At 69.9% G+C, this 23938-nt stretch carries 21 protein-coding genes; 13 read left to right on the top strand and 8 right to left on the bottom strand.

Annotated features, from left to right (window positions below; genetic code table 11):
- Nucleotides 1-220 precede the first annotated feature (220 nt).
- The gene (locus ACH4TV_RS45070; RefSeq protein WP_398407266.1) at nucleotides 221-1333 is read left to right on the top strand and encodes a sugar ABC transporter substrate-binding protein; all 1113 of its coding nucleotides are present in this window, start codon (nucleotides 221-223) and stop codon (nucleotides 1331-1333) included.
- Nucleotides 1334-1382: 49 nt separating this feature from the next.
- On the opposite strand, the gene ACH4TV_RS45065 is transcribed toward ACH4TV_RS45070, so the two are convergent.
- Genes ACH4TV_RS45065 through ACH4TV_RS45055 form a run of 3 tightly spaced genes read right to left on the bottom strand, consistent with a single transcriptional unit; the run spans nucleotide 1383 to nucleotide 4722 of the window.
- Nucleotides 1383-2225 carry a transglutaminase domain-containing protein gene (locus tag ACH4TV_RS45065; RefSeq protein WP_398407327.1) on the bottom strand — a complete coding sequence of 281 codons (843 nt, stop codon included), beginning with the start codon at nucleotides 2223-2225 and terminating at the stop codon, nucleotides 1383-1385.
- Between the two features lie 14 nt (nucleotides 2226-2239).
- A complete protein-coding gene (locus ACH4TV_RS45060) occupies nucleotides 2240-3181 on the bottom strand; it encodes an alpha-E domain-containing protein (RefSeq protein WP_398407264.1) in 942 nt (313 codons plus the stop codon).
- On the bottom strand, nucleotides 3178-4722 hold the full coding sequence (locus ACH4TV_RS45055) for a circularly permuted type 2 ATP-grasp protein (protein WP_398407263.1): 1545 nt from the start codon (nucleotides 4720-4722) through the stop codon (nucleotides 3178-3180). The genes ACH4TV_RS45060 and ACH4TV_RS45055 overlap by 4 nt, the downstream gene beginning before the upstream one ends.
- A gap of 369 nt (nucleotides 4723-5091) precedes the next feature.
- Here ACH4TV_RS45055 and ACH4TV_RS45050 point away from each other — a divergent pair, with 369 nt between their 5' ends.
- A complete protein-coding gene (locus ACH4TV_RS45050; protein ID WP_398407262.1) occupies nucleotides 5092-6204 on the top strand; it encodes a LuxR C-terminal-related transcriptional regulator in 1113 nt (370 codons plus the stop codon).
- Here the strand turns inward: ACH4TV_RS45050 and ACH4TV_RS45045 are convergent.
- Together ACH4TV_RS45045 and ACH4TV_RS45040 are read right to left on the bottom strand one after the other, a co-directional pair.
- The gene (locus ACH4TV_RS45045) at nucleotides 6092-7135 is read right to left on the bottom strand and encodes a helix-turn-helix transcriptional regulator (protein WP_398407260.1); all 1044 of its coding nucleotides are present in this window, start codon (nucleotides 7133-7135) and stop codon (nucleotides 6092-6094) included. The two genes, ACH4TV_RS45050 and ACH4TV_RS45045, sit on opposite strands and share 113 nt — an antisense overlap.
- 25 nt (nucleotides 7136-7160) lie before the next feature.
- The gene (locus ACH4TV_RS45040; protein ID WP_398407259.1) at nucleotides 7161-8141 is read right to left on the bottom strand and encodes a helix-turn-helix transcriptional regulator; all 981 of its coding nucleotides are present in this window, start codon (nucleotides 8139-8141) and stop codon (nucleotides 7161-7163) included.
- Nucleotides 8142-8257: 116 nt separating this feature from the next.
- On the opposite strand from ACH4TV_RS45040, the gene ACH4TV_RS45035 reads away from it, so the two are divergent.
- The 7 genes from ACH4TV_RS45035 (at nucleotide 8258) to ACH4TV_RS45005 (ending at nucleotide 15097) form a co-directional block, all read left to right on the top strand.
- Nucleotides 8258-8476 (top strand): hypothetical protein, encoded by a 219-nt coding sequence (locus ACH4TV_RS45035; RefSeq protein WP_398407258.1) that lies wholly within the window; start codon nucleotides 8258-8260, stop codon nucleotides 8474-8476.
- A gap of 40 nt (nucleotides 8477-8516) precedes the next feature.
- Nucleotides 8517-8831 carry a (2Fe-2S)-binding protein gene (locus ACH4TV_RS45030; RefSeq protein ID WP_398407257.1) on the top strand — a complete coding sequence of 105 codons (315 nt, stop codon included), beginning with the start codon at nucleotides 8517-8519 and terminating at the stop codon, nucleotides 8829-8831.
- Nucleotides 8832-9180: 349 nt separating this feature from the next.
- Entirely contained in the window at nucleotides 9181-11787 is a 2607-nt protein-coding gene (gene clpB / locus ACH4TV_RS45025) for an ATP-dependent chaperone ClpB (protein ID WP_398407256.1), read from the top strand.
- Between the two features lie 256 nt (nucleotides 11788-12043).
- On the top strand, nucleotides 12044-12574 hold the full coding sequence (locus tag ACH4TV_RS45020) for a YbjN domain-containing protein (protein ID WP_398407255.1): 531 nt from the start codon (nucleotides 12044-12046) through the stop codon (nucleotides 12572-12574).
- 508 nt (nucleotides 12575-13082) lie between these two features.
- The gene (locus ACH4TV_RS45015) at nucleotides 13083-13979 is read left to right on the top strand and encodes a hypothetical protein (protein WP_398407254.1); all 897 of its coding nucleotides are present in this window, start codon (nucleotides 13083-13085) and stop codon (nucleotides 13977-13979) included.
- A gap of 85 nt (nucleotides 13980-14064) precedes the next feature.
- The gene (locus ACH4TV_RS45010; RefSeq protein WP_398407253.1) at nucleotides 14065-14721 is read left to right on the top strand and encodes a DUF433 domain-containing protein; all 657 of its coding nucleotides are present in this window, start codon (nucleotides 14065-14067) and stop codon (nucleotides 14719-14721) included.
- Nucleotides 14711-15097: a toxin-antitoxin system, toxin component, PIN family protein gene (locus ACH4TV_RS45005; protein WP_398407252.1), complete on the top strand. Its 387-nt coding sequence runs from the start codon at nucleotides 14711-14713 to the stop codon at nucleotides 15095-15097. Before ACH4TV_RS45010 ends, ACH4TV_RS45005 begins: the two co-directional genes overlap by 11 nt.
- Nucleotides 15098-15229: 132 nt before the next feature.
- Here ACH4TV_RS45005 and ACH4TV_RS45000 read toward each other — a convergent pair whose 3' ends face one another.
- Nucleotides 15230-17236: a hypothetical protein gene (locus ACH4TV_RS45000; protein ID WP_398407251.1), complete on the bottom strand. Its 2007-nt coding sequence runs from the start codon at nucleotides 17234-17236 to the stop codon at nucleotides 15230-15232.
- Nucleotides 17237-17444: 208 nt separating this feature from the next.
- Nucleotides 17445-18635, bottom strand: a complete 1191-nt coding sequence (locus ACH4TV_RS44995; RefSeq protein ID WP_398407250.1) for a pyridoxal phosphate-dependent aminotransferase — start codon at nucleotides 18633-18635, stop codon at nucleotides 17445-17447.
- A 263-nt stretch (nucleotides 18636-18898) separates the two neighbouring features.
- Here ACH4TV_RS44995 and ACH4TV_RS44990 point away from each other — a divergent pair, with 263 nt between their 5' ends.
- The 4 genes from ACH4TV_RS44990 (at nucleotide 18899) to ACH4TV_RS44975 (ending at nucleotide 22769) form a co-directional block, all read left to right on the top strand.
- On the top strand, nucleotides 18899-19075 hold the full coding sequence (locus ACH4TV_RS44990; RefSeq protein ID WP_398407249.1) for a hypothetical protein: 177 nt from the start codon (nucleotides 18899-18901) through the stop codon (nucleotides 19073-19075).
- A 436-nt stretch (nucleotides 19076-19511) separates the two neighbouring features.
- Nucleotides 19512-20069: a DUF2617 family protein gene (locus ACH4TV_RS44985; RefSeq protein ID WP_398407248.1), complete on the top strand. Its 558-nt coding sequence runs from the start codon at nucleotides 19512-19514 to the stop codon at nucleotides 20067-20069.
- A 60-nt stretch (nucleotides 20070-20129) separates the two neighbouring features.
- A complete protein-coding gene (locus tag ACH4TV_RS44980) occupies nucleotides 20130-21770 on the top strand; it encodes a polyamine aminopropyltransferase (protein WP_398407247.1) in 1641 nt (546 codons plus the stop codon).
- A 117-nt stretch (nucleotides 21771-21887) separates the two neighbouring features.
- Nucleotides 21888-22769: a carbon monoxide dehydrogenase subunit G gene (locus ACH4TV_RS44975; RefSeq protein ID WP_398407246.1), complete on the top strand. Its 882-nt coding sequence runs from the start codon at nucleotides 21888-21890 to the stop codon at nucleotides 22767-22769.
- 693 nt (nucleotides 22770-23462) lie between these two features.
- Here ACH4TV_RS44975 and ACH4TV_RS44970 read toward each other — a convergent pair.
- Nucleotides 23463-23938 (bottom strand): hypothetical protein (locus ACH4TV_RS44970; protein WP_398407245.1); only part of this gene is annotated, 476 nt, incomplete at its 5' end.

Genomic DNA, 23938 nt, shown 5'->3' with positions numbered 1-23938 from the left:
GATCCCGGGCGGCTTGGTGTGGGCCGCGTAGAGGCAGTTTGTGCAGGGTTCCGCCGCTTCTCCACATGATCGGCGGAGCGTGACGTTGTTATCTCGTTAAGTGGTTTCGCTTGACGCCCGGGGCTTGCCCGAGTTGTCTTTTGAGACACATGGGCCGCAATGCTGCGCCCGCGTCCGGAAAGCACCTGAAGTGAGCGCGCGAATGCCCCGAATACCCCGCATGCGTCGTATCGTCCTGGCCGTGGCCGCCTCCACGGTCACGGTCTCTCTCGGCGCGGGCTGCGGGGTGCTCGACGCCGACAGCGGGCAGGCCAGTGAGGAGACCCCGGCCAAGGGCAACGACATCACGGTGGGCCTGCTGCTTCCGGAGACGGAGAACTCCCGGTATGACAAGTTCGACTACCCGATCATCAGGAACAAGGTCGAGTCGCTCACCAACGGTCAGGGCGAGGTCGACTACGCCAACGCCGGGGCGGACGCCGCCAAGCAGGCGCGGCAGCTCCAGCAGATGATCGACGAGAAGGTCGACGTCCTGCTCCTCGACGCCGTGGACGCGCACGCCATCGCGAGCGGGGTCAAGAAGGCCAAGGACGCCGGGATTCCCGTCATCGCGTACGACAGGCTGGCCGAAGGCCCGATCGACGCGTACATCTCCTTCGACAACGAGCTCGTCGGAGAGGTGCAGGGACGTTCCCTCCTGGAGGCCCTCGGCGGTGACGTCGACACCTCGGCGAAGATCGTCATGATGAACGGGTCGGTGACCGACCCGAACGCCGCCCAGTTCAAGGAGGGTGCCCTCTCCGAGCTGAACGGCAAGGTGACGATCGCGCAGTCCTTCGACACCAAGGACTGGAAGCCCGAGAACGCCAAGGCGAACATGGCGAGGGCGATCGAGTCCATCGGCAAGGACAACATCGCCGGCGTCTACTCCGCCAACGACGGCATGGCCGGCGGCGTCATCGAGGCCCTGGAGGCCGCGGGCGTCACCAAGCTGCCGCCGATCACCGGGCAGGACGCCGAACTGGACGCTGTGCAGCGGATCGTCTCCGGCGAGCAGTACATGAGCGTCTACAAGTCGTACCTGAAGGAGGCGGAGACGGCGGCCGAGATGGCCGTCGCCCGCGTCCAGGGGCACGACATCCAGTTCGACTCCTTCACCCGGGACAGGGTCGACAGCCCCACGAACAAGGACGTCCCTGCGCAGCTGGTGAGCGTCGTCGCCCTGACGCGGGCCAACATCAAGAGCACGGTCGTCGCGGACGGCATCTACAAGCTGACCGACATCTGCACGGCGAAGTTCGAGGACGACTGCGTGGCCCTCGGCCTGAAGTAGCCCCACGTACCCCTGGGTCCGTCCGGACGGACCCAGGGGTACGTACGTTTCACGCCACCCGCGTGAACTCCACCGTCACCTCCGGCAGCCCCCCGGCCACGCCCCGGTACACGCCCTTGTGCGGTGTCACGTCGTCGTAGTCGCGGCCTCTGCCGACCACCACGTGGGACTCGTCCGCCCGCGTCCGGTTCGTCGGGTCGTAGCCGCACCAGTCGCCCGCCCAGTACTCGACCCAGGCGTGGGACTGGCCCTCCACCGGGCGGTGCAGCTCCGCCTCCCGTTCCGGGTGGAGGTAGCCGGAGACATAGCGGGTGGGCAGGCCCAGGCCGCGCAGCAGCGCGATCGTCACATGGGCGATGTCCTGGCAGACGCCGGCGCCCTGTTCCCACGCCTCCACCGCCGACGTGGTCACGCCCGTCGTACCCGGCAGGTACGACACCCGGTCCGCGACCAGCGCCGACACCGCGATCGCCGTCCCGTGCGGGTCGAGGCCGGCGGCGGCCTCTCGTGCGCGCTCGATCAACTCCGGCGGGACGGTCGTACGTACCGTCGTGGTCGCGTACTCCAGCAGTCGGGAGTTCGCCGTCCGGTCGGCCACCTCCGCCCAGCTCGGGGCGGGGTCCAGGGGGCCCGGCGGGGCCGTCTCGACCAGGCTCTGGGCGGTGATCGTCAGATCGGCGTGCGGGTCCATCAGGTCGAAACCCGTGACCTGCGTACCCCAGTAGTCCCAGTACGACCAGGTCGGCGTCGTCGGGTTCACGGTGACCCGGGCGTCCAGCGTCGTCTGGCCGGGGAGCGTCAGCGGGGTCATCCGGACCTCGTTGTGCGAGGAGATCACGGCCTGCGCGTACGCGACATGGGTGATGTGCCGGATACGGAGCCGGCGGGTCATCGGCGCGTTGCTGCTCATACTGCTCGCGCTCCTTCCTGGGCCCACTCCACGGGCCCCTGGTACGGGAAGAACCTCTCCGCGACCGCCTCCGCCGAGGCCATACAGGCGGTCTGCAAGTCCCGTAGCAGCGCCGGGAGTTGGTCCTCCATGGCCTGCGAGTCCAGGTATTCGAGTCTGGTCCGCAGACGTCCGATCGGGCGGCGGGCCGGGTCCTGGCGCGGGCGGCCGAGGGCGGCGAGGCACTCCTCCGCCGTCGTCAGCGCGTGCAGCGCCGAACGCGGGAAGTCCCGGTCCAGGAGCAGGAATTCGGCCACTCTCGGGGTGTCGCCGAAACCGCCGTACACCCGCGCGTACGCCTCGTCCGCGCCGCTCGCGCTCAGCAGCGTCGGCCAGTCCGGGGCGTGGGCGGCGTCCAACACCCGTACCGACAGCAGCCGTACGGTCATGTCCACCCGCTCAAGGCTGCGGCCCAGGACGACGAACCGCCAGCTGTCGTCCCGGCTCATGGTGGAGTCCGCGAGGCCGAAGAAGAGGGCCGCCCGACGCCGTACCAGCTCCAAGTAGGCGTACGGGCCCGTCCGTCGGGCCGCGAGCCGCTGGTCGGCGAGGGCGTGCCAGGTGGAGTTGAGGCACTCCCACATCTCCGAGGAGACGGCTTCCCGGGCACTGCGGGCGTTCAACCGCGCAGCCCCCAGCGCGCCCTCGATCGAGCACGTCGAGCGCGCGTCGAAGGCCAGCTGGTCCAACACCTGCTGCATGTCGACGGGTTGGCCGCCCGCGTCGACGCCCAGGATGGCGTACAGGGAGCGGCAGGCCGCGTCCTCGTCGCGCCAGGGGTCCTCGAGGAGGCGGTGCAGATAGGCGTCCAGGATGCGGCCCGTGTTGTCGGCCCGCTCCACGTAACGGCCCGTCCACGTCAGGGCCTCGGCTATCCGGGAGAGGATCACGTCGCTCACTGCTGCTGCGCCCCTTCCTGTACGAGGGTGAGGTTGCCGTCGGGTCCGAGCTGGCGCGGGGCGACCTCGGGAAGGGTGCCGGCGGGCTCGGGGGACGGGGTCTCGGCGGGCCCCTCGGCGAGCACCCAGGTGTCCTTGGAGCCGCCGCCCTGGCTGGAGTTGACGATGAGGTTGCCCTCCTGGAGGGCGACGCGCGTGAGCCCGCCCGGCAGGACCCACACGTCGTTGCCGTCGTTCACGGCGAACGGGCGCAGGTCGATGTGGCGCGGCGCCATCCGCTCGCCGGCGAGGGTGGGCGACGTGGACAGGGCCACGGGCCGCTGCGCGATCCAGCCACGCGGATCGGCGGCGACGGCCGCCCGGCACCGCTCCAGGGTCTCCCGGTCGGCCTTCGGCCCGATGACGATGCCCTGGCCGCCGGCGCCGTCGACGGGCTTGATGACCAGCTGGTCGATCTGGTCGAGCACGGCGTCCAGTTGGCCCGGTTCGTCCGGACGGAACGACTCCACATTCGGAAGAATCGGTTCTTCGGAGAGGTAGTACCGGATCAGATCGGGTACGTACGTGTAGAGAAGCTTGTCGTCCGCGATGCCGTTGCCGACGGCGTTCGCGAGGGTGACGGTGCCCGACTGGGCGGCGCTCAGGATACCCGGGCAGCCGATCACCGAGTCGGGCCGGAAATGGAGCGGATCGAGGAAGTCGTCGTCCAGCCGCCGGTATACGACATGGACGGGAACCTCACCGCGCGTGGTCCGCATCCACACCCGGTTCAAACGGCACACCAGATCGTGCCCCTCGACCAGCTGCACGCCCATCAGCCGGGCCAGCAGGGCGTGTTCGAAGTAGGCGGCGTTGCTCGGACCGGGGGTCAGCACCACGACGCGCGGATCACTCACCCCGTCGGGCGCGGCGGCGCGCAGCGCGGCCAGCAGGCGCTGCGCGTAGCCGTCCACGGGGACGACGTGCTGCTCGGCGAAGAGGGACGGGAAGATGCGGGTCATCGCCCGCCGGTTCTCGATGACGTACGACACCCCGGACGGCACCCGGACGTTGTCCTCCAGGACCCGGAAGTCCCCGGCCTCGTCCCGTACGAGGTCGATGCCGGCGACATGGATGCGTACCCCGCCCGGCGGCTCGATGCCGTGGGCGGCCCGGTGGAAGTGGTCCGAGCCGAGCAGCAGCCGCCAGGGCACGACCCCGTCCTCGAAGGCCCGGCACTGCCCGTAGGCGTCCGCGAGATAGGCCTCCAGGGCGCGTACCCGCTGGGCGACCCCGCGCTGGATCAGATCCCACTCCAGCGCGTCGAGGATCCTCGGCACGAGGTCCAGCGGCCAGGGTCTCTCCTCGCCCGCGAAGGCGTAGGTCACCCCGCGGTCGGTGAACGCCCGGGCCATCTGGTCGGCCCTGAACCGCAGCTCGGTCGGCTCGATGGGCTGGAGCGCCGCCAGTACCGGCTCGTAGGCGGCCCTGACCTCACCCGGCCGCACAAACATCTCGTCCCACGCGTCGGCCAGCGCGTATGCGTCAAATATGTCCGCCATGACCTGACGGTAGGGGCGGGAGGTAACGGGACGATCTCCGAGTGGTTTCCGGCAGCTTGCGCGAAAGGTGTGGTACGCGCTTATGGCCCCGGCTGGATGGGGAGCACCCGGCCGGGGCCGCTTCGGGCGTTCCCCCGTTCGCGCCTCGCGGCGCCCCCGTTACGCCCTCTGGAAGCACCTCCAACAATGCCCCCACGCGTAACGTCCCACCACCGTCAGCTTGTTGCAGGGCCACGGGCGGAGGAGGGTCGAAACTCGGACATAGTAAGGGGATTGGGGGCGCGCGGCGGGCCCAGCCGTGTTGCGGACCACGTCCGGGCCGCGCATAGTTGCGCAGCAAAGAGGCTGTAACCAAGGTGGGATGGGGCGATGGCCGGGCACGGGACGGATGAGCATCCACACGGTGCTGACCGACTGTGCGGGGCCGGGGATCGCGTGTATTCCCGGGCCGTACGGCGGGGCCGTGTGCGGCGCACGGACGCCGAGGCGGTGCCCTGTCTGCTCGAACTCGCCCTGCTGCACCCCGATCCCGGAGACATGGCCTGGCTGGTGCCGACCTCGCCGCAGGAGGTCATGACCCGGCTGTTGCGGGGCGTCTACGACGAGGTCAGCGTGAGCCAGCGCCGCGTGGGCTCGGCGGTCGCGGCCTTCGAGTGGTACGCCGCCCTCGGTGAGCAGGGCCAGTCCCCCGGCACCGGCACGAACTCTGGCGAGGGCACCGCCCTGCGGGTCCTGGACGGTCTCGCCCGCATCCAGACCGCGATGGACGACGCGACCCAGGCGTGCACGACCGAGGTGCTCACCGTCCAGCCCGGCGGCATCCGCCGGGAGTACGAACTCACCGAGGGCCTGCACCGGGCGCTCGAACTGCGCGGGCGCGGCGTGCGGATGCGCGGCCTCTACAACCATGTGGCCCGGCACGGCCAGGGCCTGCTCAACTACCTCGACCTGATGGGCGACGCGGCCGAGGCACGCACTCTCGACGAGGTCGTCGAGCGGCTGATCCTCTTCGACCGCACGGTGGCCTTCATCCCGGCGAACGCCGAACGGACGGTCGCCCTGGAGATCCGCCACCCGGCGCTCGTGCAGTACCTGGTGACGGTCTTCGACCGCCTGTGGCGCCTGGCGATCCCGTTGACGGCCCCGCTCCCCGACACGGGCATCGAGGGCATCTCGCACCGGGAGCGGTCCATCGCCGCCCTCCTCGCCGAGGGCCACCAGGACGCGGTGGTCGCCGAACGGCTCGGCATCAGCGTCCGCACCTGCCGGGCACACATCGCACGGCTCTCGGAAACACTGGGGGCGGCGAGCCGGACACAGCTGGGGGTACGGATAGCCCAGGCGGGGCTGGACGGGCCGCCGGCGGTACCTACCGTTCCCTGCCAGGTATCGGACGCGACTGCTCCGGCGCCTCCCGCGCCTCCGGTGCCTGCGCCGGCTCAGGTACCGGCTCCTGCTCCAGAATCCCCGACTGCCCGATGAGGTAGCCGAGTTGGGCGCGGCTGTCGCTGCCGAGGGTGGTGGCGAGTTTGGCGACGTGGACGCGGGCGGTGCGGATGTTCATGCCGAGGCGGTGGGCGATGACGGCGTCGGTGTGGCCTTCGACGAGCAGGGCGGCGATGGCTTGTTGGCGGGGGGTGATGCCGTTGAGGGACGGGAGCTGGACAGCCTCGGGATACATGGGGGTGGCCAGGCGCCACAGCTGCTCGAAGGTGGTGGCGAGGTAGCTCACGAGGACCGGGTGGCGCACCTCCAGAGCGAGGGTGCGGTCCTCGTTGGCGGGGATGAAGGCGACGGTCCGGTCCACGATGAGCAGCCGGTTGGTCACCTCGTCCAGGGTGCGGGCCTCGACATCGCCGGTCAACTGGTCGTAGCGGACACGGACGGAGGGGGCGTGGCGGAGCGTGTGCTGGTAGAGGGTGCGGATACGTGCGCCCCGGTCAAGGAGGGCCTGATCGCGCTCCAGAGCGATGGGGAGAACCTTGGGGGGCCGACCGTTGTGGGGCTGGATGGAGAGGAGCTCGCTGGAGGCATCGGTCATGACCTGGGAGATGGCCAGATTGATCCGGTCCAGGCCGCTGAGGAAGCTGATCGCCGGCGTATCCGGCGCTGTCGTGGGGGCGTCGATACGCAGGAGCGGTTCGAACGCCTCGGCCAGCTGTGCCTCCCGATGCCGCCGCCTGGCGATGTCCTCCGCGCTCTCGCGCAGCAACCGGGGAAGGGCCACCGCAGGGGCCAGCGGGCGCAGTCGGCGCGGGTCCTCGAGGTCGGGCTGGAGCAGCCCGAAGTCGATCAGGCACGGGGCAGCCAGGGCCTCGTCCGCCGGGACGTGGCCCTCGCGCAGCGCGCGGGCGTACAGGCTCATGCCTGCCTCGCACAGTTCCTCGGCCCCGTGCGGGTGCCCCTCGGTCACCGGTGACCCCTCTGCCCTCGACTTCTCAATGTTCCTCGTCGAAGAGCCCCGACTGCGCGATCAGGAACCCGAGCTGGGCGCGGCTGCCGCTGCCCAGGGAAGTGGCCAGCTTGGCGATGTGGGCCCGGCAGGTGCGTACGTTCATGCCGAGGCGGCGGGCGATGGCCTCGTCGACGTGGCCCTCGATCAGCAGCTTGGCGATGGAGCGCTGGATGTTCGTGATGCCACCGGCGGCGGTTTCGTAGGGGGCGCCGGCGGTCAGTGGGACGGCGCGGCTCCACATGAACTCGAAGACCTTGATCAGATAGCGGACGAGGCCGGGGTGGCGGAGCTCCAGGGCGACCTGCTGGTCGTCGCGGGTGGGGATGAAGGCGACGCTCTCGTCGCAGATGATGAGGCGCTCGACCAGCTCGTCGATGGTGCGGTACTCGACCTTGCCGTCGGAGAGCTGAGCCACGTATCCGAGCCGCTCGGGGCTGTAGCGGGCCGTGTGCTGGTAGAGGGTCCGGATGCGCACGCCACGTTCGATCAGCGGCCTGTCCCGTTCCAGTCCCAGCAGCAGGCTGCGTTCATTGCCGCGGTCGCTCGGCTGGATTGTGAGCATCTCGGTCTGGCACTGCGTGGTGGCCAGATCGAGCGCTCCGTTGATCCGGTCGGCGCCCTCCAGCACGGTGATCGAGTGGGCGGACGTCGTCTCCTGGGCGCTGAGGGCCATGAACGGTTCGAATACATTGGCGAGGTCGATCGACTGGCGTCTGCGCTCCGTGATCTCGCGCTCGATCGGGTTGAGCCGCCGTGCCAGGGCGATCGACGGGGGAACGGGACGCATCCAGTTCGCGTCATCAGGATCGGGGTGGAGGAGGGCGAGTTCCGTCAGACACGGAGTGGACTCCACATCTGCGCGTTCGATTCGTCCGGTACGCAATGCGTTCGCGTAGAGACGACCTCCTTCTTCGCACAGATCGGTCACCGGGTGAGGATGTGTCCCCCTAATCCCCTTTGTCATAAAATCTCCACCCCCCAGGGTCCTGAACATGCAGGAACATGATGCATCGATTCTGTGGTCATGACGTGCCTGAATGAGCCATCGTCTTACTCGACGGGGGAAGAGGAGACCTTCAAGTGAGGACGAAGCCGATTATGCGTAACAGAATGCTTCGCTCGGTGCTTGTCGTCGCCTTCTCAGCCGTTGTGGCCTTCGGAGCACTGAGTGGCCTCTCCGATGCGAAGAGCGACGACAGGGCCGACAGTCACTGGCCTGCGAGCGCCGTGGACGTCGTCGCCGGCGCAGAGGACAGTCACTGGCCGGTCATCGTGGTGGATGACGGTTCCGGGGGCTGATGTGACCACTCCACCCGACGACCGATCCTTCCGTCGCGAAATGGCCACCGCCTACCGCTCCGGCTGGCACTTCATCGATCTGGTCACCGCCGTCCCCCACAGCGGTGACTCGTTGACGGTGACCGTGTTCGGTGAGCCGGTCGTCGTGACGCGGGACGATGAAGAGGACGTACGGGCGTACCGGTGTCTGCGGCGGCCTCGGGGGGCGCCGCAGCCTGTTCGGTGTGCTATTCGGTACGGAATGATCTTTGTGAACCTGGACCAGCGCGACCACCGGCTGGACCACCCCGACATCCCGGATATCGGTGATATCCCGGACGTACAGACCATCTCAGCCACCCCCCGCAGTGCCTGACGCGATTCCCCCGTCGCAGTAGATCGCTCAGGTGCTTCCCCCCGCAGCGGCGCCACCGTGACCTGAACACGGTGGCGCCGCTGCTATTTCTGGTGAAATATCAGGGTTTGGGCGGGCTCCGTTGCGGGTATGACCTTCGCCCGCTTGGCTGGAAATAGCTGCTCCTGGCCCCACGCCCCGCCGTCCATCCGTCATTGAGGGTGGGCGGCGTCTCGGCATGTCCGGGTCCCGCTTGCACTCCCGCACCCACCTTGAGTGGAATAGACTCAACTTTGTGTAGCGTTGGCCGTGTCAGTCAGTACTTAGTCAGTAGTCAGTCAGCACTGGAAGTGGGAAGGGAGCAGCGACCGTGGACGCCGAGCTGACCAACAGGAGCCGGGACGCGATCAACGCGGCCAGCAGCAAGGCCGTGTCCGAGGGGCACCCGGACCTGACCCCCGCGCACCTGCTGCTGGCGCTGCTCGCGGGGGAGGACAACGAGAACATCACCGACCTGCTGGCCGCGGTCGACGCCGACCAGGCGGCCGTACGTTCGGGTGCCGAGCGTGTCCTCGCGAGCCTGCCCAGCGTGACCGGTTCGACCGTCGCACCCCCGCAGCCGAACCGGGAGCTTCTTTCGGTCATCGCCGATGCGGCCGAACGGGCGAAGGAGCTCGGCGACGAGTACCTCTCCACCGAGCACCTCCTCATCGGGATCGCCGCGAAGGGCGGCGCCGCCGGGGACGTACTCTCCCAGCAGGGCGCCGGCGCGAAGAAGCTGCTGGACGCGTTCCAGAAGAGCAGGGGAGGGCGTCGCGTGACCACAGCCGACCCCGAGGGCCAGTACAAGGCACTCGAGAAGTTCGGTACGGATTTCACGGCCGCCGCGCGGGAGGGCAAGCTCGACCCGGTCATCGGCCGTGACCAGGAGATCCGCCGGGTCGTCCAGGTGCTCAGCCGCCGTACGAAGAACAACCCCGTCCTCATCGGTGAGCCCGGCGTCGGCAAGACCGCCGTCGTCGAGGGCCTCGCCCAGCGCATCGTCAAGGGCGATGTGCCGGAGTCCCTGAAGAACAAGCGGCTGGTGTCGCTGGACCTCGGTGCGATGGTCGCCGGGGCGAAGTACCGGGGCGAGTTCGAGGAGCGCCTGAAGACGGTCCTGGCGGAGATCAAGGACTCCGACGGCCAGATCGTCACCTTCATCGACGAACTCCACACGGTCGTCGGCGCGGGCGCCGGCGGTGACTCCGCGATGGACGCCGGCAACATGCTGAAGCCGATGCTGGCGCGTGGTGAGCTGCGCATGGTCGGCGCGACCACGCTGGACGAGTACCGGGAGCGGATCGAGAAGGACCCCGCCCTGGAACGCCGCTTCCAGCAGGTCCTGGTGGCGGAGCCGAGCGTCGAGGACACGATCGCGATCCTGCGCGGCCTCAAGGGGCGGTACGAGGCCCACCACAAGGTGGTGATCGCGGACAGTGCCCTGGTGGCCGCGGCGACCCTCTCCGACCGGTACATCACCTCCCGCTTCCTCCCCGACAAGGCGATCGACCTCGTCGACGAGGCGGCGTCCAGGCTCCGGATGGAGATCGACTCCTCGCCCCTCGAAATCGATGAACTCCAGCGTGCCGTCGACCGGTTGAAGATGGAGGAGCTCGCGCTGGAGAAGGAGACCGACCCCGCCTCGCGCGAGCGTCTGGAACGGCTGCGCCGCGATCTCGCCGACAAGGAGGAGGAGTTGCGCGGCCTGACGGCCCGTTGGGAGAAGGAGAAGCAGTCCCTCAACCGGGTCGGCGAGCTGAAGGAGAAGCTCGACGAACTCCGCGGCCAGGCCGAACGGGCCCAGCGCGACGGCGACTTCGACACCGCCTCCAAGCTGCTCTACGGCGAGATCCCCGCCCTGGAAAGGGACTTGGAGGAAGCCTCGGAGGAAGAGGAGGAAGCCTCCAAGGACACCATGGTCAAGGAGGAGGTCGGCCCCGACGACATCGCGGACGTGGTCGGCGCCTGGACCGGCATCCCGGCCGGCCGCCTCCTGGAGGGCGAGACCCAGAAACTCCTGCGCATGGAGGAGGAGTTGGGCCGCCGCCTGATCGGCCAGTCCGAGGCGGTCCAGGCGGTGTCCGACGCGGTACGGCGGACCAGGGCCGGCATCGCCGACCCGGACCGCCCGACGGGTTCCTTCCTGTTCCTGGGGCCGACGGGTGTCGGCAAGACCGAGTTGGCGAAGGCTCTGGCCGACTTCCTCTTCGACGACGAGCGGGCCATGGTCCGCATCGACATGTCGGAGTACGGCGAGAAGCACAGCGTCGCGCGCCTGGTCGGCGCGCCGCCCGGCTACATCGGCTACGAGGAGGGCGGCCAGCTGACGGAGGCGGTGCGCCGTCGCCCGTACAGCGTGGTGCTCCTGGACGAGGTCGAGAAGGCCCACCCGGAGGTCTTCGACATCCTCCTCCAGGTCCTGGACGACGGGCGGCTGACGGACGGTCAGGGGCGGACGGTCGACTTCCGCAACGCGATTCTCGTGCTGACGTCGAACCTGGGCAGTCAGTACCTCGTCGAGCCGCTGACGTCGGCGGAGGAGAAGAAGCAGCAGGTGCTGGAGGTGGTCCGGGCGTCCTTCAAGCCGGAGTTCCTGAACCGGCTGGACGACATGGTCGTCTTCTCCGCCCTGAACAAGGAGGAGCTGGAGCGCATCGCGGGGCTCCAGATCGGCCGGCTGGCCAAGCGGCTGGCCGAACGCCGCCTCACCCTGGACGTCACCGAGGACGCCCTGGCCTGGCTCGCCGACAAGGGCAACGATCCCGCGTACGGTGCCCGCCCGCTCCGCCGGCTGATCCAGACGGCGATCGGCGACCGCCTCGCCAAGGAGATCCTGGCCGGCGAGGTCAAGGACGGCGACACCGTACGGGTGGACGCCTTCGGGGACGGGCTGATCGTGGGTCCGGCGGAGCAGGAGACCGGGAAGACGCTCTGAGCGGTATTCCGCCAACCGGCGGTGAACATTCGGGGGCGCCGACGGAGACATCCCGGGACACGGACGGACACATCCCGGGAACGGGGGCCCGGAACTCCGTAAACAGCCCTGCAGAGCCCCGCCGGATTCGGTCGGCCGGGGGCAGCCCGGAGGCCAGGTGTGTTGCAGGTTGGGGGCCGGGCGAGAGAGGGTGGGCTGTGTACGTCTGGTCTCAGCGATGGCCGGACGAGCCAGACGACAGCAGGGGTGTTTCAGTATGTCCATCGACCCGTCCTCGATTCCGAACTTCGGGGGCCAGCCCGAGCCGCAGCCCGGCGGACCGGCGGGCCCCGTGGTCCCGGACCAGGACCTTGTGAAGCAGCTCCTCGAGCAGATGGAGCTGAAGTACGTCGTCGACGACGAGGGTGACCTCGCGGCGCCGTGGGAGCAGTTCCGTACGTACTTCATGTTCCGTGGTGAGGGCGACCAGCAGGTCTTCTCGGTGCGGACGTTCTACGACCGGCCCCACCAGATCGAGGTGAAGCACGCGCTCCTGGAGTCGATCGACGACTGGAACCGGCGGACCCTGTGGCCCAAGGTCTACAGCCACACCCATGACGACGGCACCGTCCGTCTGATCGGTGAGGCGCAGATGCTGATCGGGACGGGCGTCAGCCTGGAGCACTTCGTGTCGTCGACGGTGAGCTGGGTGCGGGCCGCGATCGAGTTCGACAAGTGGCTCGTCGAGCAGCTCGGCCTGGAGCAGGAGATCGACGAGGCGGAGAAGCCCGGGGACGACGAAGAGTAGTCGTACCTGTACGCGAAGGAGCCCGGCCACGGAGGCCGGGCTCTCGCCGTTTCCGGGCCGACCGATGTGGCGGCCGACGAGGCGCCGACCTCCCGGCGCAGGGCCAGGACGTCCACCAGGAGCAGCCTCCGACGACCGGACTCGTCCTCGCCCGAAGTCGCGTCGGGTGACCCGGCGGTGTGGGCCGTCTTCACAGGCGAGTTGAAGGCCGGCCGCCACCGTCCCTGAGGCGGCCGGGTCCCGGCAGCCGTCCGTCGTGCGGGCGCACCGGGCCCTTGTCTGCGAGGGTCCGGCGGGCCACTGACCTCCCCAAAGAACCGGGGGAAAGAACTACCCACCCACCCTCCTCCCCGGCCGCGAGGCCCGCGTCACCCGTACGAGTGACCGGCTTGCAGGGGCGGGACACGGGCGGTTACGTTCGCCGAAACAACCGCAAACAGAAACGGCCCCCGCCGGGATTCCCGTCCCGAACGAGGGCCTGACCAACCAGGAAGAAGCAAGCTTCCCGATGGCTGAGCCGCAGTCTAACGCGCGCCTGCGCGCCGACGCCGGAGCACCGACCTCCGGCGTGATCCACGTACGCACCCGCCTCACGGCCGACTTCACCGTGATCTCCAACGCCCTCGCCCAGCGACGCGGCAGCGCGGTCACCATCGGCGTCGCGGCGTACATCGCCTCCCTGCCCGACCGCGTCCCCGTGACCATCACCGCCCTGTGCGAGCACTTCAGCGAGGGCGAGATCCTCATCTCGCGGGCGCTCAGGGAACTCGAAGCGGCCGGATACCTGGAGCGCCGCCGCGAGCGACTGTCCAGCGGGAAGATCCGCACCCGGACGTACTTCTACGACGTCCCCGGCGGCGGTTTGGATCCGGATCCGAACGAGTCGCCGAAGCGGGGCCGCCCCCGCGAGCGGGCCGCCGTCGCTGCGGTCGCACCCGTGTCCGTGCCCATGGAGGAAACGGTGGCCGTGCAGGTACAGGTGCCCGTACAGGCCGAGGCGGAGGCACCGGCCCCGCTCGTGGAAGCCGACCCGCAGGCCATCGCCGTACTCGCCGCCCTGCGTCGGGCCGACCCCCGCCTGGTCCTGACCGCGCAGGAAGCCGCCCGCCTCGCCCCGGCCGTCACCCGGTGGCTCGCGGCAGGCCTCCTGCCCACGCACATCACGGACCACCTCACCGCACGGCTCCCGGACAGCTTCCTGACCCGCCCGGCCGGCATCCTCGCCTACCGGCTCAAGGAGACTCCCCTTGCCTTGCCCGCACCGGCCGACAGCGCAGAACCCTCCGTACGTCCGGCGGTCGTGCCCATGCGGAACTGCGACGGCTGCGACCGGGGATTCCGCACGGCGGAACCCGGCCGTTGCCGGGAGTGTCGATCCGGGGATCGTCTCCGTGCGGCCGGCTGAGCCAATGACTGGGTGTGCGGTCCACCCGCAGGTGGGAGCCTCGATGTGCGACGATGCGAAACTCAGCGCCAAGAGGAGGTGGGGCATGGTCGACAGGTTCCAGGACGGGCTTCTGACGCCCACGGAAACGGCCTCCTACCTTGAGATTCCGCAGTCGACCCTCACGTCGTGGCTGAAGGGCAAGGCCGCGGGAGCACCACTGGTCCACCAGGTCGAGCCGGTGCGGAAGGGGCAGCCCTCGGTGCCTTTCATCGCGGTGGCAGAGGCGCACGTCCTTCGTTCTCTGCGTTCGCTGGGGCTCCGCATGAGCGAGATCAGGGAGGCGGCTGCCGCCGTACGGGACGCATTCGAGACCCCCTACGGCCTCGTGTCCAAGCGGATCGCCACAGACGGTGTGGACATCTTCGTCGAGCACGGGTGGGGGGATCTCCGCAGAGCCCGCGACGGCCAGGTCCCCATCCAGGAAGTGGTCTCCGACTATCTCCGCTACCTCACCTGGGAGCCGGGCGACGACTTCCCGTCCAGCCTGCGACTGAGGCAGTACCCGGACTCCGTCCCCGTCGTGATCGATCCGAGGTTCGGCCGCGGTCTCCCCGTGGTGGCCGCCAACCGCGTCGCGGTCAACGCCATCACCGACCTGTGGGAGGCCGGGGAAAGTGTCGAGGACATCGCGTACGACTTCGACATGACGCCCGAGCAGGTCGACGCGTTGTGCCGGGCAGTGGTGCGCCTTGTCGCCTGAGTTCTTCCTCGACCGCAATCTCGGGCGTCGGGTCGCGGAAGGGCTGAGGGCGTGCGGCTGGACCGTTCACCACATCGGGGACGTCTTCCCCGATGACGGCCAGGACGTGGCCGACGAACAGTGGATCACTCATGGTCTCGACCAGTCATGGGTACCTCTGTCGAAGGACGGACGGATCAAGACCCGTGACCTGGAGATCCGGCCTGTCCTGGAGCGCGAGGCTGTGCTGTTCTACCTGGACAATCAGCAACTCCCCAGCGCCGAGATGGTCGAGCGGCTCGTCACTCGCCGTGACGCGATCCACCGGGCCGTCGAGAAGGGCGGCCCTGCGGCGTACGCAGTGCGGCACGACCGTATCGAGCGCACCTGGCCCTGACGGGCGGTGCCCCTTGGGGCAGCCCGCCCACGGCCGGGGCTACTTCGCCCCAGGCGCCCTGATCGGCCTCGATCAGGGCGCCTGGGGCGGCGTACAGGAACCGCCCGGGCTCACAGTCGTATCGCCGGCGGATCAGCTGACCTTGACCGTCCAGGACGAGGAGTACGTGTCCGCCAGATCGGCGGTGGCCGGGCGGTAGACCCGTAGCGTCCGCGACCCCGCGCGCGGGAAGGTGATCTTCGCAGTGGCGCTGCCCCTGCTGGTGAGGGTGGCCCTGGTGAGAGTCACCCACGTGCCGTCCTTCTGGCGGGCCTGGAAGAGCAGTCCGGTCCCCGGGACGTAGGGGGAGCTGAGCGCGGTGTAGGACACCGGCTTGCCGTGGACCGCGGTGGTGGCCGGCTTGCTGACCGTGAGGACGGCCCTGACGCGCGAGGTCAGGGTCTTGCTGGTCGAGGACGCCCAGGTCAGGTTCTTCGCCGCGGTGACGGCACGCCAGGCGCCGTTGTACCTGGCGGTCGTGGCGTAGGAGGCCTTGCCGGTGCTGTCCGCGGTGACGGTCACCTGGGTCTTCCAGGCTGTGGTTCCCGCCCGCTTGTACTGGAAACTGACCCTGGCGCCGGCCGCGGGCTTGGCGCCGGTCTGGGCCACGGTGGCGGTGAAGGTCGCCCTGCTGCCGTAGGTGCTGATGGCCGGGCCGGTCAGCTGGGTCGTCGTGGCAGCCAGGACACGGGTCGACACGCTGCTGACGGTGGTGTCGCCGTACTGGGAGACGATGGTCAACGTGACCTCGTGCACCCCGGGGGTCGTGGCCTTCCAGGTGCCGGCGGGCCGCGCGGGATAGCTGCCGGTGGCGAACGTCGTGCCGTCGACGTCGAGGGTCCAGTGCTCGGCCCGGCTGACGCCGTCGGCGGCGGATGTCGTGGCCGCGTAGGTCCGGCTGCTGCCCGCTACGGGAAAGTCCTGGAGGCCGGCCGTCCAGGTCGGCGTGACCTCGGACACCACCGTGACCGGCAGGGCCGCCCGGCCGTGGGCGCCGCGGTTGTCGACCGCGTCGAACGCCAGCGTGTGGGCGCCGTAGGGGAGTTGGCCGAGGTCGGCGAAGAAGCGGTCGGTGTTCCCCTCGTAGGTGTACGCGCCGACCGGCGTCGTCGCCTGCGCCTTGCCGTCGAGCGACACGGTGGTGCTGACCGGGTAGGCGTAGTTGAGGTTGGACGGAAACGCCTTGTTGAGCGACGGCGGGTAGGCGTAGTTCAGCATCACCGGCGTCTCGTCCGGGTGGATGACGGTGTCGAGCTTCGGCGTGATGGTGAAGCCGTGGTCGACCAGGGTGGTGGCCCGCACCGGGGAACCCGCGCGGCCGTCCTCGTCGTAGGCCACGACGTAGACCTCTCCGGCCCACAGGCCGGCCCGGACCGCACTCGTGTCCAGGGTGGTGGTCCACGTCGCGCCGCTTGCCGGGGCGGTCAGGTCGGCGGGGGCGGGCCAGGTGCTGTTCGAGCTGAAGTACCGGACGCGCGAGACGCCGTTGTCGCCGGTCGCGGTGGCTCGCAGCGACAACTCGCCGTCCGCGGACAGGCCCACGGGCTTGTGGTCGGTCCAGGCGTCGTCGCCGGGCAGATCGGGCAGGGTGACGGCCGGCCGCCCGTTGTCGACGGTGACGGCGGAGTTGGCTGTGACGAGCCGCGGGCGGGGGCTGTCCACCTCGACGTGGATGGTGTTCTCGCCGTCGTTGACCAGCGGCGCGGCCACCCCGTTCGTGGAGCCTCCGAACTGCTGGGTGGCGGCGGTGTCCAGGGTCGCGTGCAGGGTGCAGGAGGGCAGGCAGTCTCCCGGGCTCAGACTGAAGGTCTGCTTGACCGTGCCGGTGCCCTGGTATACACCGCTGCCGGTGATGCTGACCACGGCCGTGGTCGGCTCGTCGTCCGGGTCCGCGTGCACCGTGAAGGTGACATCCGTCGTGCCGGTGATCGTCTGCCCGGCGCTGACCGTGCCGTCGCCTCCGGCGTCCGAGGAAACGCCGTCGAACGCGATCACGGCACCGGTGTCATCCGCGACAGCCGCCGACGCGGGCGCGACGGCGCACAGCACAGCGGCACTCGTGGCCAGGGCGAGCGATCTGACGGATCGGGATATACCCACGTCTGTCCTCCTGGGCCTGCGCCCTGGCTCGGCGGAGGCGCCGGGTGCGGTCCGCACGCCGTCTCCGCTCAGGGTCCGGCAGCTTGAGGATCTTCGACGGACTCCGATTGCGTGTCAAGAACCTCGCAATCTGTCCCAAGGGGTGGAAAGCCCATCACAGCGCTCCCGTCGGCACCCGGGCCCGAAACCCCCATGAACTCCTGCCGGTTCAGGACGCCAGGCGCCGCAAGCGGCTGCTGGCCTCGGTGAGGACCTCGTCCTTCTTGCAGAAGGCGAAGCGGACCTGGCTGTGGCCGGCCTCCTGGCTGTCGTAGAAGACGGAGTTGGGGATGGCGACGACGCCGCAGCGTTCGGGGAGGGCGCGGCAGAAGGCGTAGGCGTCCTTCTCGCCGAAGGGCGTGATGTCGGTGGTGATGAAGTACGTGCCCTGCGGCTGGTAGACCTCGAACCCGGCCGCGCGCAGGCCGTCGCCGAGCAGGTCGCGCTTGCGGTGGAGGTCGGCGCGGAGGCTGTCGAAGTAGGAGTCCGGCAGCGACAGCGCCTCCGCCACCGCGTACTGGAAGGGCCCGGACGCCACGTACGTCAGGAACTGCTTCGCCGAGCGGACGGCCGTCACCAGGTCCGGTGTTGATGTGACCCAGCCCACTTTCCATCCGGTGAACGAAAACGTCTTCCCGGCGCTCCCGATAGAGACCGTCCGTTCGCGCATCCCCGGGAAGGAGGCCAGCGGCAGATGTTCGGCGTCGTCGAAGACCAGGTGCTCGTACACCTCGTCGGTGACCACCAGAAGGTCGCGTTCGACGGCGAGGTGCGCGATCTCCGTGAGTTCCTCGCGGGTCAGGACCGTGCCCGTCGGGTTGTGCGGGGTGTTGATCAGGAGGAGGCGGGTGCGGGGTGTCACCGCCGCCCGCAGCTCGTCCAGGTCGAGGCGGAACGAGCCCTCGTGGGGGCGCAGTGTGACCGGCACGCGGGTGCCGCCCGCCATGGCGATGCACGCCGCGTAGGAGTCGTAGTAGGGCTCCAGGGCGATCACCTCGTCGCCGGGCTCCACCAGGGCCAGCAGGGTCGCCGCGATGGCCTCCGTCGCGCCCGCCGTCACCAGGACCTCGCGGTCCGGGTCGTACGACAGCCCGTACCGGCGCTCCTGGTGCGCCGCGATCGCCGTACGCAGCTCCGGGACGCCCGGACCCGGCGGGTACTGGTTGCCGCGGCCGTCGCGCAGCGCCCGTACGGCCGCCTCGCGGATCTCCTCCGGACCGTCGGTGTCCGGGAAACCCTGGCCGAGGTTGATCGAGCCGGTGGCGACGGCGAGCGCCGACATCTCGGCGAAGATCGTCGTCCCGAACTCGGCGAGCCGGCGATTGAGGAAGGGGCGTGCGCTGCTGGTCATGGTCGTCATCCTGCGCCGAAGCTCTGGACTTCCTCAACTCTGCTTTGGCAGGTGAGACACGCGGGCATCCCCACGTCACGCAACACAGCGAGGCGCCCACGGGGGGCCGCTTCGGGGGAACGAAAGGCAGGTGACGTCATGGCCGAGGCCATCATCACCCTCTTCATCCTGGCGGGCTTGTTCATCGCGCTGAGCTCGGTGGCAGTGGTCTCGCGGGGGCGGCGTCAGAGGCTGCGGGCGAGTCACGGGCGGAACGGGGGAAGGAACAGCTGGTGGGCCGGCGGAGCGGCGGGCTCCAGCGGTTCCGGCAGCTCCAGCAGCTCGGGGAGCGGCACGTCGTGCGGGTCGAGTACTTCCTGCGGAGGGAGCTCGTCCTGCGGGGGCGGGTCCTCCTCCTGCGGGGGAGGCGGCGGCGGATGCGGTGGAGGCAGCTGACACGGGGCAGCTGAGCTCCGGAAGGGGGAACCGTATCCGGACCGCGGAGTGAGCGCCCGCCGGGAGGACGTAAGCCGTCCCGGCGGGCGCTCGCATGTCTTCTCCGCGAAATACCTTCTTGGGATACCTCCGCGGGATATGTGGGACCCGCGTGCGGGTGACCTTCGCACGCTCAGGCGTACGCCCTGGTTGAACAGTTGAGCTGTGCAGCCCTCTGAGGGATGGAAACCCCACGAAGTTGGGTAAAAACGCTGTGACGGCGCCACCGTTCATGATTCCCTCTACATCACCAACACAGCCCCTCGGACGTCCCCTGACCCCTGGACGTTCCTCACGACTGGGCTGATCTCCCGGTGTCGACCCGTGTCGACCGGAGCGCGCCGGACCACACCTCGCTCATTCACACCTTGGTCCCTCACACCTCCCTTTGCGCGCCTGCGGAGCCGACCCATGCTCACGACCCTGAACACCGCCTACACCGACACGCGTGCGGCAGACCTCGCCTGGGCCCTGGGCCGGGAACCGCTGCCCGCCCTCGCCACCCTCGATCTCGAACTCGCGGACGCGAAGCTCCAGTTGAGACTCCTCGGCGCCTCCCATCAGGTGCTGCTGGAGGAGGAACAGGGCACATGTTCGGAGACGGTCGCGTGCATCCCGGGTTCCAGCACCCCCCTCCCGCTCGGCGTGGCCAAACGCCTCGGCGACTGGGAGTACGAGTTCGCGGCGAGAGTCGAAGTCCTCTCGCCGGGGTCGTTCGCGGGGCGCGCCCAGGAACTGCTGGCCCTGGTCGCCGACCATCCGAACGGTCTGGCCGGCGTCTTCCCCGGCAGCCCGCACGCCTTCACCGCGATGCTGGCCCAGCGGCACGAGGGGCAGGTGCAGTGGCGGACCTGGCACGCCTATCCGCAGGACGGGCAACTGGTGGCGACCAGGACACGGGTGGGGGTGCGGGGGGCGGCGGCGCTCCGACCGCTCCTCGGGACGTTCACACCGACTTCTTCCGCGTAAACCAGAGACCACACGTGTGGGTGACGAAGCGTACCCGGGGTGTGACGTAGCGTTCCGAGCGTGATCGAACCGCACGTGCCGGCCCCGCCGGGCAGCCCCCCGTCCTGGGGCGGCCCCGCGCGGCTGCCCGTCCGGCCCGGCACCGGCCGGTTCCTGGTCCTCGCCGGCGTCTTCGTCTGTGCGGCCTGCGGACTGGTGTACGAACTGGAACTCGTCGCCCTCGCCTCGTACCTGATCGGCGACTCGGTCACCCAGGCGTCCGTCGTGCTCTCCGTGATGGTGTTCGCGATGGGCATCGGCTCGCTCGGCGCGAAACGCCTGCGCTGCCGCGCCGCGGCCGGCTTCGGCGCGATCGAGGCGGCCCTCGCGCTGGTCGGCGGGTGCAGCGCGATGGCGCTGTACGCGGTGTTCGCGTGGACCGGCGACTGGGGCGGCCTGTGGGCGCACGGCCCCCGGGTGCTTCTCGTCGCCTTCTCCCTGGCCATCGGGCTGCTGATCGGCGCCGAGGTGCCGCTGCTCATGGAGCTGATCCAGCGCATCCGCCGCCAGGACGCGGGCGGCGCGGTGGCCGACCTCTTCGCCGCCGACTACGTGGGCGCGCTGGTCGGCGGCCTGGCGTTCCCGTTCCTCCTCCTGCCCTGGCTGGGGCAGCTCACCGGTGCCCTCCTCACCGGCACGGTCAACGCGCTGGTCGGCTGCGCCCTCGTCCTCGGCCTGTTCCGCCAGGACCTGTCCCGGCGGGCGTGCTGGCTGCTGGTGGCGGCGAACGTGACGGTGATCGGACTCCTGGCCTCCGCGGCCGTCCTCGTCGACGACTTCGAACGCGCCGCCCGGAACGCCGTGTACGGCAACGACGTACGCGTGGCCCTGCGGACCGGCGTACAGGAGGTCGTTCTCACCGGCGGCACGGCCGGACGGCCGCTGGGCCTGTTCCTGGACGGTCGGCTACGGGTCAGCGAGCGCGACGATCTGCGCTACCACGAGGCGCTCGTCCACCCCGCGATGAACGGCCCGCACGCGCGCGTGCTCGTCCTGGGCGGGGGAGACGGCCTCGCGGCGCGGGAGGTGCTGCGGTATCCCGGCGTACGGCGGGTGGACGTGGTCGAGCTCGACGCGGGGGTGGAGCGACTGGCGCGCCACGACCCGGCGCTGTCCGCGTTGAACGCGCACGCGTTCGACGACCCGCGCGTCCATGTGACGACGGCGGACGCCTTCGGGCTGCTGCGGGGTGCGCGGGCCGCGTACGACGTGGTGATCTCGGATCTGCCCGACCCGGGCATCACGGCGAGTACGAAGCTGTACTCGCAGGAGTTCTACGGGCTGGCGCGTCAGGTGCTCACCGACGACGGGCGCATGGTCGTGCACGGCGGGCCGGTCTCCTCCCGGGAGCGCGTCTTCTGGACCGTCGAGACGACCGTCCGGGCCGCCGGGCTGCATACGGCGTCGTACCGCGTGGGCGGGCGCGACGCCGGCTTCGCGGCCGGGCCGGACCGTACGGCGTCGGGGGCGGCCCGGGCGCCCCACGACTGGGGGTTCGTGCTGGCGACGGCCGAGGGGCCCGCTCCCGCGCTGCGGGTGGACGCGTCCGCGCCCCGGCTGCGGACACTCACCCAGGCGGGACTGGCGGCGGACGCGCGGGCCGCGGTGCGGATGCGGGTGGCGGGGTTGCGGGCTTCGACGCTTGTCCATCCGCGCTATTGAGAGAGGGGTAAGGAGGCTACGCCCGTGGGGCCGCGCGGGTGTGGATCCGGGGGGATCCCGTGGGAATCCCCGGATGCGAGGGTGTGGTCCGGGCCGTGCTGGGTACCCTCGGATGCCATGGACCATGAGGTGTTCGTTCCGGTTCCGCCCGAGCGGCTGAGGGACGTGCTCGCCGACCCCGCGCGCATCGCCCGGGCGGTACCGGGACTCCAGCAGGACGCGGGCACCGAGCTTGCCGCCTCCGGGGTCGCCGGGCGGCTGAAAGTGCGTATCGGGGGGCACACGATCACGTATCGCGGGTCCTTGCGGGTCGTCGCGGCTGTCGCGGACAGCCAGGACGAGGGCCGGGACGACGGGGAGTACGCGTACGTCCTGGAGGGTGACGCCGTCGAGGCGCGCGGCGGCGGGTCGGTGAAGCTGGCACTGACGTTGCGGGTGCGAGGGACTGCGGACGAGGTCGGTTCGGCGCTGGTGTTCGGGGGGACGGTGGCGGCGGACGGGCGCTTGACCGAGCTTCCCGCGGACGCCGTCGCTGCGGCGGGGGTGCGGTTGCTGCGGCGCTTCGGGGAGGGCTTGGGGGAGGTTGCGGGGGAGGCCGGCGAGCCCGACGAATCCGGGCAGTCCGGGGAGCTCGAGGAGCCTCCGGCGATTGTGGAGATCCAGGTTCCCAAGGCCGACGTCCCCGACGTCCCCGATGTCCCCGATGTTCCCGACGATCCCGGCGCCCTCGACGGCGATGACCTGGACGAGGGTGAGCAGGTCTCCGAGCGGTTCATGGACGACGGCGAGGCGCCCGCCGAGGCCGCGCATGCGCGCCGGACCATGATCGGGCGCAGTGCGGAGGAAGTGGACCACGCGCCGCCCCGGGGCCGGTACGCCCCTGTGCCGCCTCCGGAACAGGTGGCGGGGAACACGACGCTGCGGTGGGCTGCGCCGGCTGCGGCGTTGGTGGTGGCGTCGGCGATCGTGGTGGGGCGGGTGCTGAGGAAGCGGCGTTGATGCGGAAGCGGCGCTGATGAGGAAGCGGCGCCGGTGGTGACCACCCTTCGTGGTGCAGCCGGGCCACCCGCCGCCGCGCCTTCTCCCGCCGCCCGCTGACGGCCCGTCGGTGAACACGCGGCCCATCCGCTCGATCCAAACCTGGGTATCGAGTGGTCGGCCGACGCACCGCTGCTCTCCGACAGGGACGCGGCAGCAGGGGTGCCTGGCGCACAGCGGCTCACCGGCCAGGTAGTGGCCACCTCCGCGGCGCCACCGCCGCCGGCCTCTGCCACGGCTCGTATTCCGACCGGCAGTCACTCCGCCCGGACAATTCCGTACGCCAACGGAATGAAGTACGGCGATATTCCGGGACGGCGCAGACTGTATTCGGCATAACTGCAGTACGAGTACGCCCCCCCCACGCCGTCGTGTGGCTCTCCGGTGTCAGCGCGCGGTACACCTCTGTGCAACAGCACTGCGCACCAATGAATTCGGTGCATGACCGCGCACCTGCTTCCGGCTCCACAGGAGGGTTGAGCGATGAGGCGTCAGTACCTTCGCACATCATGGGTCCAGGCCGCCGCCATGTTTTCGGCCGCGGGAGCATTTGGCCTGGTCGCCAATTTCGCCTCGTCGACGACCGCTCTGGCCGCTGCGAGCGAGAACCCCGGTGTCGATTGCCCTTTCACGCTGCCAGGCCCGAATGGCGCACTAAGCGTCGACCCCGATCTCCCGTGGCAGATGCCCAATGATGACTGGGACGAAATAGGAAACGCTCCCTGCGGAAGCGGCAAGCACCATAACCATGACTATGGCCATGACCAGCAAGGTCCGCAGGGCGCTCAAGGAGACCAAGGCGCCCCGGGTGACACGGGCCCCCAGGGTGACACGGGCCCCCAGGGCGATACCGGTCCGCAGGGCTCGCAGGGCGATACGGGTGCTCAGGGCTCGCAGGGCGACCAGGGGTTCCAGGGCGATACCGGCACGCAGGGCTTCCAGGGAAACCAGGGGGCCCAGGGTGACGCCGGCGCTCAGGGCACCCAGGGTTTTCAGGGTGATACCGGCACGCAAGGGTTCCAGGGGGCCCAGGGTGACACCGGCGCTCAGGGCACCCAGGGCTTCCAGGGAAACCAGGGCACCCAAGGAACCACCGGCACGCAGGGTTTCCAGGGCTTCCAAGGCACCCA

Source organism: Streptomyces sp. NPDC020898, assembly GCF_044333925.1.
Taxonomy (GTDB): domain Bacteria; phylum Actinomycetota; class Actinomycetes; order Streptomycetales; family Streptomycetaceae; genus Streptomyces.
Note: the sequence above shows the minus strand (reverse complement) of the source record. Positions and strands in the feature narration are given on the sequence as shown.